The sequence below is a fragment of the uncultured Brachyspira sp. genome (genome assembly GCF_949287625.1).
GTDB lineage: Bacteria > Spirochaetota > Brachyspiria > Brachyspirales > Brachyspiraceae > Brachyspira.
Map to the genome: position 1 here is coordinate 1 of NZ_CASEGO010000118.1, position 8,979 is coordinate 8,979.

7 protein-coding genes are annotated in these 8,979 nt (G+C 29.3%); 3 read left to right on the forward strand and 4 right to left on the reverse strand.

What is annotated here, in order from left to right; all coding sequences use genetic code 11:
• The first annotated feature begins 571 nt into the window (after positions 1-571).
• Positions 572-1,591: a zinc-dependent alcohol dehydrogenase family protein gene (locus Q1X91_RS13680; protein WP_300758749.1), complete on the forward strand. Its 1,020-nt coding sequence runs from the start codon at positions 572-574 to the stop codon at positions 1,589-1,591.
• Between the two features lie 119 nt (positions 1,592-1,710).
• On the opposite strand, the gene Q1X91_RS13685 is transcribed toward Q1X91_RS13680, so the two are convergent.
• From Q1X91_RS13685 to Q1X91_RS13695, 3 genes are all read right to left on the reverse strand, one after another.
• The gene (locus Q1X91_RS13685; protein ID WP_300758752.1) at positions 1,711-3,099 is read right to left on the reverse strand and encodes an MATE family efflux transporter; all 1,389 of its coding nucleotides are present in this window, start codon (positions 3,097-3,099) and stop codon (positions 1,711-1,713) included.
• Positions 3,100-3,387: 288 nt separating this feature from the next.
• Positions 3,388-4,098: a zinc metallopeptidase gene (locus tag Q1X91_RS13690; RefSeq protein WP_300758754.1), complete on the reverse strand. Its 711-nt coding sequence runs from the start codon at positions 4,096-4,098 to the stop codon at positions 3,388-3,390.
• Positions 4,099-4,807: 709 nt separating this feature from the next.
• A complete protein-coding gene (locus Q1X91_RS13695) occupies positions 4,808-5,782 on the reverse strand; it encodes a M28 family peptidase (protein WP_300758761.1) in 975 nt (324 codons plus the stop codon).
• Positions 5,783-6,075: 293 nt separating this feature from the next.
• Here Q1X91_RS13695 and Q1X91_RS13700 point away from each other — a divergent pair, with 293 nt between their 5' ends.
• Complete coding sequence (locus Q1X91_RS13700; protein WP_300758764.1) at positions 6,076-6,912, forward strand: flagellin; 837 nt, start codon at positions 6,076-6,078, stop codon at positions 6,910-6,912.
• 113 nt (positions 6,913-7,025) lie between these two features.
• The gene (locus tag Q1X91_RS13705; protein WP_300758767.1) at positions 7,026-7,958 is read left to right on the forward strand and encodes a hypothetical protein; all 933 of its coding nucleotides are present in this window, start codon (positions 7,026-7,028) and stop codon (positions 7,956-7,958) included.
• A gap of 338 nt (positions 7,959-8,296) precedes the next feature.
• On the opposite strand, the gene Q1X91_RS13710 is transcribed toward Q1X91_RS13705, so the two are convergent.
• Positions 8,297-8,785 carry a tRNA (cytidine(34)-2'-O)-methyltransferase gene (locus tag Q1X91_RS13710; protein ID WP_300758770.1) on the reverse strand — a complete coding sequence of 163 codons (489 nt, stop codon included), beginning with the start codon at positions 8,783-8,785 and terminating at the stop codon, positions 8,297-8,299.
• Positions 8,786-8,979: the final 194 nt, after the last annotated feature.

The following is an 8,979-nucleotide window of genomic DNA, read 5'->3' on the forward strand; positions in this document are numbered from 1 at the left end:
TATACCAATAAAAGAACTGGGGTGTGGGGCAAAGCCCCATATATTAAAAACAAAATATAACTTCATTTTTGACAAACTATATTTGTTTAGGTATATACTGGAACAATTACGATTTGCCAATTGATACACATTATACAAAATTATCAACTTTTTTCGCAGCACAAAAAATTTTTTATCCTTCAGATACTCTTCACAAAAAACTCAATTGCTATAACTTTATATTTTAAAGATATGTATTAAATGTATGGTAATGCCCGAAATTGTAGCTAAAAATGCAGTCTTTCGCCTGCCTACGGCACGCAGAGCGAGGCGTACAGCGTATGGTTCTTTGTGCCACACCGAAGGCGGACAGATGTCACAAAAGAAGTTGGGTTGCCGAAGGCACGCAGAGCGGGCACGACTGTGTGCTTCGCAACAAAGCCACAGATATTAAAAAGAAAATATAATTTTATTTTTGAAATGATTATATTTTTTATCTAATTATAATAAAAAATTATTCTATTGCTATTGACAAGCATATTTAATTAATTATTATTTAAAGCCGTAAAATATAAAATTAAGGAGATTAAAAATGAGAGCAGCAGTATTTTATGAAAAACATAAAATTATTGTAGAAGATTTAGATATAAGAGAGCCTAATGATGATGAAGTATTGGTAAAGGTAAAGTATTGCGGAGTATGCGGCACAGATGTTCATATATATGAAGGGGCAAAAGGGTCTACCGATGTCAATCCTCCAAGAATATTGGGACATGAATTTTCAGGACAAGTAGAAAAAATAGGAAAAAATGTAACTAAAGTAAAAATAGGTGATAAGGTTGCGATTGATCCTAATGATTACTGTAATAACTGCTATTATTGTAATAATGCAAAGAAACATCTATGCAGCAGTATGACAGCTGTAGGGGTATCTTTAAATGGAGGATTTGCAGAATATGCTTTGGTTAAGGAGAATTTAGTTTTTAAGGTGGCAGATAGTGTTTCTTATGAAAGTGCTGCTATGACTGAACCTATTTCATGCTGTCTTCATGGTATTGATTTGATGAATATTAATCAAGGCGATACTGTAATGATAGTAGGTACTGGAAACATCGGACTTATTATGATTCAGCTCGTAAAATACAAAGGGGCTGTTAATATTATAGCGGTTGAACCTGTAGAAAAAAGAAGAGAGAGAGCAAAAAAATATGGTGCTAATATAGTGATAGACCCAGTTAATGACAGTACAGAAAATATATTAAAAGAAAATAATATATTTAATATTGATAAGGTTATAGATTGTGCAGGCAAAATACAGACAGCAGAATATTCTATTAAGTATGCAGGCAAAGGTGCTGAAGTAATGCTATTTGGATTAACTTCTCCAGACGATGAATTAAAAATAAAGCCTTTTGAACTATTCCAAAGAGAAATCACTATAAAGACTTCCTTTGTTAATCCTTATGCTTTTGAAAGGGTTATTCATTTACTTGAAGCAAATATTATAAATGTATCAGATATCATAACAGATATTATAGAGCTTGAAAATATTAATGATGTATTTACAAAAAAATTATATCTTAAAGACGGAAAGGTTTTGGCTAAAGCATAGATTTTGTTTTGAATTAAGTAAATAGTAAAATAATTTGTTAAAAAAATATTAATATAAAATTAAGCAGAAGTTACACATTAAAGTTTCATCTGCTTAATTTTTTATATTATTAAGGTATTTTATGCATTGTTATAAGCAGGTTCTGTATTATTGTTTTCTTCTTCTAAAGCTCTTCTTTTAATTTTCTTGTAAATATAAATATACATAACTGTAGCTAATGCCACACTTACAATATCAGCTATAGGCTGAGACCATATAATACCGTTTATACCGAATAATTTAGTACCTATAAGTATTGCTGGTACAAATGCTATACCTTGTCTGCTTAATGAAAGTATTAGTGAAGGTATAGATTTTCCTAATGCTTGGAATGTAGACATGAATACGAACTGAAATCCTATAATAGGAGCTACAGTATAGCTTGCTACTAAAAATTTCACTCCGTAATCTATAACCTCTTCATTATTAATAAATACTCCTACAGACCATCTTCCGAATATTAATGAAAGCCCTAGAAGTATAGATCCTATTACTACACTTACAACGCATGACATTTTTATAGAATCACTCATTCTTTTGTAGTTTTTAGCAGCAAAGTTATAGCCTATAAAAGGCTGAAGACCTTGAGAAAGACCTATAAGTACAAGTATAACAAGTGTAAATATTCTCTGAGCTACTCCAAGCCCTGCTAATGCATTATCACCGTATCCTGCAGCTAAATTATTTATAAGAACATTTGAAGCACTCATAAGTATATTGTTTATAGAAACTGGTATTCCTATAGAAAATACATTGATAAGTATATCTTTAGGCATAGAAAAATCTTTAAAATGTATTGATAAAAAAGATTTTTTTCTTAATATATGATATATGTAATATGCTGTAGAGCAGGCATTGCCTATTATAGTAGCAAGAGCAGCACCTGCAACTCCCATATTCATATAAAGTATCATAATAGGGTCTAATACTATATTAACTACAGTACCTATCATCATACCAATCACAGCCTCTTTTGAAGAACCTTCAGAACGTACAATCTGCCCCATAGCCATTTGATTTACTACAAAAGGAGCACCTAATGCCACTATTACTAAATAATCTTTAGAAAATTGGTAAGTATTAGGGCTTGCACCTGATATTTTTAGTATATCTTTCATAAATATGAGATACACTGCCATAGAAATAAATCCTACTATAATGCTTGCATAAAAAGCAAAAGATGATATTTTTTTTACGCTTTCATAATCTTTAGAACCTAATTTTCTTGATATATAAGAGCCTCCTCCTATACCGAAAATATTACCAAAAGCCATAAGAAGCAGATATATAGGCATACAAAGCGATACAGAAGCTACCTGATTAGGATCTCCAGTCTTTCCTACGAAAAAAGTATCTACCATATTATAAAAAACATTTACTAACATTCCTAGTATAGTCGGAAGTGCTAGCGTCATTAGAGCTTTATGTACAGGATAGTTTTCGAACAATTCGATTTTTTTATCTGTCATTTGTTAGTACCTCCTAATTTTTTTTATATTAAAATATATAGTATACTATATATTAAAATTTATCAAGCAATATATATAAGAAGAAATTTTGAATTTTTTCAAAAAGTTATTAATTTTACTTATTCTTATATAGATTATCAGCCATATTTAGAGTCTGTCATTTAAAATATGTTTTATTATAGATTAAAATATATAATAAAAATTTATTTGGTCATTATAATTTTTATAAAAAAGAGGTATTATTAAAAAATAACACCTCCTTATTTTTATTTAATTTAATATAAAAAATTAATCTCTTCTTCTTTGTGCAAGCATTAAAAGTCTTAAAAGTGTAAGTATAGCACTAACAGCAGCAGCAACATAAGTTAAAGCAGCAGCAGACAATACTTTTTTAGCTCCGTCAAGTTCTTCTTGATCTAAAAATCCGCCCTTATCCAATATTTTTATAGCTCTGTTTGAAGCATCAAATTCAACAGGCAAGGTAACAAGCGAGAAAAACACAGCAAATGCAAAAAGCAGAATACCAGCCATCATAATGTAGTATGAGAAACTTCCAGCACCGCCTATGACAATACCAATAAGCACCAAATAAGGACCAAACTGATCACCTATAGCACATAAAGGGTAAAAACCATTTCTTATAGAAAGCGGAGCATATCCTCTATTATGCTGTATAGCATGTCCTACCTCATGAGCAGCAACTCCCAAAGCAGCAACATCTGTACCGTCATAAACACCAGAAGAAAGTCTTAATACTCTTGAAGAAGGATCATAATGGTCTGTTAAAGTTCCTTCTATTCTTTCTACAGGTATATCAATACCATATCCTTCAAGTATATATCTGGCAGTTTGAGCACCTGTAATTCCTCTTTTATTTTCTACTCTGCTGTATTTAGCATAAGTGCTTTTTACTTTCATCTGAGCCCAGAACCCTAAAAGTATACCAGGAATTAGTATCCATATATATCCGAAATAATATTCAAAATATCCGCCTAACATATTAAAAACCTCCTATTCTTAGTATTTTTCATTTTATTTGTATATATTATAACATTTTTTTATAACTATGTTAATAGCATTTTGTAAAAGATAATGATTAAATGTTTCAAAACAGATTTATGTGTAATTTTAGTATACACCTAAACAACTATATCTTGTCAAAAAATAAATTTTTAAATTTTAGATTTGTGGGGACTAGCCCTGCGAAGCACACAGTCGTGCCACACCCCCAGTTCTTTTGTGACGCTGTCCGCCTCGCTCTGCGTGCCGTAGGCAGGTGTGCCACAAAGAACCAAAAAGACTATATTTAAGGCTAAATTTAATAATACATTCTACATATAAAACATAATTAGTACTATTTAGTATTATTTTTTTACTTGCAATTTTTGGTTCTTTTGGCGAAGCCCGCAGAGCGAAGGCGGGAAAAAGAACAATAAAAAAATTGACAAACTTAAAAATTTTCAGTATATACCTAAACAAATATAATTTGTCAATTTTGAGTTATTTATAAATGTAATTATAAGTTATAAATAGTATAAAGTATTATTAGTAATTAATAAAATAAGTTTTATAAGTTTAAAATGTAAAATAAATAATCTATTTTTTATAATAATAGGTAATCAGCCGCACGTATCGTTGACATTTGATAAGAATAAACAATACCGTGCGGGAAGGTGCCGCAGCTCGCGGTTGACAAACTTAAAAATTTTTAGTATATACTATCAGCATTTATTACAGAGTATTCAACTGTTTTTCCTACAGCTTCCAAAGTTTTTTTATCTAATTTGTCTATTGTGTCCTGCGAGGTATGATGAAAAATATATCCCATGTCTATAATATCAATAAAAGGTATTTTTTCGTTTAAAAATGGGGTATGGTCATCTATTATAGTGCCGTAATGTTCATCAAAAAAATAACTGCCGTATCCTAAATCATCTGCATACTGCCAAACTTTATTATATATTGGAGAATAATATGTATGAGCAAAACTTTCATATTTGAATTTTGCATTTTTGCTTCCAACCATATCAAGAAGAATACCAAATTTTATTTTTTGTTTATCAATTATTTTATCTCTTGTAATAACTTCATTTACAAAAGCAATACTTCCCTGTATCCAATCAGTCTCTATTAGAGAATTGCCTTCAACATCAAATAAATTTCCGTCATCTTCTAAGTCAAATAGTACAAAACATACGCTGTAAGGCAAATCATTATAATTTTTTAAAGCCTTCATAAGCTCTAATAAAACCCCGCTGCTGCTTGCTCCGTCATTAGCTCCGCTTATAGGCTTATCTCTATTAAATGCCATTTTATCTTTTTCTGCCACAGAACGGCTGTCAAAATGGCTTGCTATAATTACATAGTTATCAGTTTTTCCTTTAAGGAATGCATATATATTTTCACCGTTTCTTTCTTTTATATATGGGGCTTGAAAATTATGACTAAAAACTTCATAACCCATATTAGAAATTTCTTGTTTAAAAAATTCTCTTACTTTTTTATGTGCTTCGCTTCCGTAGTTTCTAGGTCCTAAATCGGTCTGTGCTTTTATATAATTATATGCATTTTCAGCGTTAAAATAGAAATTATTAATTATTTTATTATCAGTATTTGCCTTTGCACTGCTGCATGAATTAAACATAAAAAGTGTTATAATCATAGATATTGTTATAAATTTCATAGTTTTTTATTCCAAAAAATGATGTTATGGTATCAGATTTTAAAATAATAGTGTTAAAAAGTCAATGTTATTATATTAATATGCAGTAAATTGCCCTTTCGGCATTTTTTTATAAAAAATTAGTCTTTACTTTTTTTTTAAAAGATATTATAATTATATTATTACGTGAAGTTAATATTATGCTGCTGTTTTGTAGGGGATGACTAAACAGTAAATAAAAACATAATATTAAAAAGCTTTAGAAAAATAAAAATTACAAAAAATATTTTAAGCACTATTCATGGAGGGTAGTTATGATTATCAACAATAATATTTCTGCATTAAATGCAAACAGACAATTGAATTTAACTGGAAATTCAATGACTAAAACAATAGCACAGCTTTCTAGCGGTATGAGAATTAACACAGCTGGAGACGATGCTTCTGGATTAGCAGTATCTGAAAAAATGCGTTCACAATACCGCGGTTTACAACAAGCTACTAGAAATGCTCAAAACGGTATTTCTTTCATTCAAACAACTGAAGGTTATTTAAATGAAACTACTAACATTATGCAAAGAATGAGAGAATTAGCTATTCAATCTGCTAACGGTATTTATTCTGACAGTGACAGAGCTTTAATCCAAGTAGAAGTTAACCAATTAGTAGCTGAAGTTGACAGAATTGCTTCTCAAGCTGAATTCAACAAAATGAACATGTTAACAGGACGTTTCGCAGCTGATGGTCAAACTCCTATGACTTTCCACATCGGTGCTAACATGGATCAAAGAGTATCTATTAATATAGGTTCTATGACTGCTGCTAACTTACAAGTTGGCGGAGATACTCCTATCTCTATTTCTTCTGTTGAAACTGCTAACCAAGCTTTAGGAAGAATAGACGAAGGTATACAAATGGTAGTAGCTCAAAGAGCTGAATTAGGTGCTGTTCAAAACAGAATGGAATCTATGGTAAAAAGTTTAATGATAGCTACTGAAAACACTATCGCTTCTGAAAGTGTTATAAGAGATGCTGATATGGCTTCTGCTATGGTTGCTTATACTCGTGAACAAATCTTACAACAAACAGGTGCTGCTATGTTAGCTAACGCTAATATAAAAAACCAATCTATAATGAGAATTATCGGATAATTTGATTTAAGCGACTTATTACAAATGTAGATATAAAGCCCGTCGGTAGCAATACTGATGGGCTTTAATTTTTTATATCTAAAATTAATATGATTTTTTTATTAAGGTTGTATATGTATAAAAATAATGTATATAGAAAAGAAAAAATAGAAGGAAGAAGTTTTTTCGGAATTATTAAAAATGGCTCTTATTTCTTTTCTAATTTAGCAATTTATGAAGATGGTGTAGTTAGTGCTTGGGCTAAATTTGATATTTATCAATTTGAAAAAGCATTGGAGAGAAAATGGGTTGTATCATTTATTGAAGATAATGAGAAATTGGATATCCATGGAATAGGTAATTTTGAAATTTTAGAATCACAGTGGTTTCACAAAGATGATTATTATGAATATGTAAAAAGCATATTAAAAGAAATGAATCCTGAAATGCAGAATATTTTTAAAACTACTCAAAGGGAAATAGAAAAGTGGGAAAGTTTAAAAGTATCATTTTCTGCAAGTCCTATTGATTTTAAAATGAAAGGAAAATTCGGATATGATTTATCCGAAGGTAAAAGTTATTTTATATTTAGAAAATCTCCTAATTATTCATATAATAAAGAAGTATTTTTAATTTGCTATACAATTTATGATGATGAAACAATATCTATATATAATGATGAAAAAGTATATTCTTTTGATGATATAAAAAATATGTTTGATAAAGATGAGTTATTATTATATCCAAAAGAAGATGATTTTATTATAATAGAAAATCTTGCAAAACTTAAATTAAAGCCAGTTATAAAATACACAAATAAAAAAGAAAAATTAAAAGAAATAGAAGAAAATATAAAAGAGATTTCAGGTAAAGAAAATGCTTTTGACTGTGCAATAAGATGTTATCATGATTATCTTGTATATCCTTCAGACTATAATAGAAAATTATTGAAAGAAGCTTATGAAAAAGTACCTAAACATGAAAGAATGTTTTTAGGAAATATGGACGATAAAGATACTGATTTCATAAGAATAATTTATACTCCTAATATAAAGAGGGAAGTATAATAAAATTGAGTCAGTTTTTTTATATATACCTAAACAACTATATTTTGTCAAATTTCAGTTATTTATAAATGTAATTATAATTTATTTGTAAAATAATATATTTTTATTAATTAGTAAAATATGTTTTATATGTATAGTAAATTACTTATTTTGTATAATAATAGGTAATCAGCCGCATACCCTCACCACAGGCGGACTTCGTCTCGGGTACTTCCTCACTTCGTTCGGTTGCGTTGACATTTGATAATGGTAGATAATACCGTGCGTCCCGAACAAGATGAGGGAGAGCTCGCGGTTGACAAACTTAAAAATTTTTAGTATATAAAATTATTCTTCATTTATGAAAGACAAATATGTCTGTATGCCTCGTATGATATTATAGCCGCTGTATTTGAAAGATTAATAGAACGTATATTATCGCTCATCGGTATGTATACAGAGTTATCCAAATCATTTTCCCATAATGATTCTCTAAGTCCTGTTGATTCTCTGCCGAATAAAAGTATATCATTATTTTGATAGTCAAACTCATCATATCTGTTTTTTCCAAATTTTGTTATTGGTATTATTCTTCTTCCATTGTTATTGCAGTATTCTAAAAATGTATTTTCATTTTCATGCTTAATTAATACCAAATGATCCCAATAATCAAGCCCAGCACGTCTTACTTCTTTTGAGTTTATTATAAATGAAGGCTTTGAAACTATATGAAGTTCTATATTAAGTCCTACACATAATCTTCCTATATTTCCAGTATTTGCGGGTATTTCTGGTCTGTATAATGCTACTGCAATATTGAAATTATTTTTTATTACTTTGCTATTCATAATTTGTTTATTTATTTGATTATCAAAAAATTTTATCTTTATTTTAAGATAGTTTATATTTTTTTCAATATGTTTTATTGATTGTTAATAAATTCATTATTGCACGGGTTCCATACATATTGCATTTAAGTATTCCTTAATTTCTTAAAGTATAGCATAGGAGTATCATAATTTAAAGTAGAATGTATTCTTTT

Coding starts and splice junctions, on each gene's coding strand:
- Q1X91_RS13680 (WP_300758749.1), top strand. CDS start 572: ATGAGAGCAGCAGTATTTTATGAAAAACATAAAATTATTGTAGAAGAT.
- Q1X91_RS13685 (WP_300758752.1), bottom strand. CDS start 3,099: ATGACAGATAAAAAAATCGAATTGTTCGAAAACTATCCTGTACATAAA.
- Q1X91_RS13690 (WP_300758754.1), bottom strand. CDS start 4,098: ATGTTAGGCGGATATTTTGAATATTATTTCGGATATATATGGATACTA.
- Q1X91_RS13695 (WP_300758761.1), bottom strand. CDS start 5,782: ATGAAATTTATAACAATATCTATGATTATAACACTTTTTATGTTTAAT.
- Q1X91_RS13700 (WP_300758764.1), top strand. CDS start 6,076: ATGATTATCAACAATAATATTTCTGCATTAAATGCAAACAGACAATTG.
- Q1X91_RS13705 (WP_300758767.1), top strand. CDS start 7,026: ATGTATAAAAATAATGTATATAGAAAAGAAAAAATAGAAGGAAGAAGT.
- Q1X91_RS13710 (WP_300758770.1), bottom strand. CDS start 8,785: ATGAATAGCAAAGTAATAAAAAATAATTTCAATATTGCAGTAGCATTA.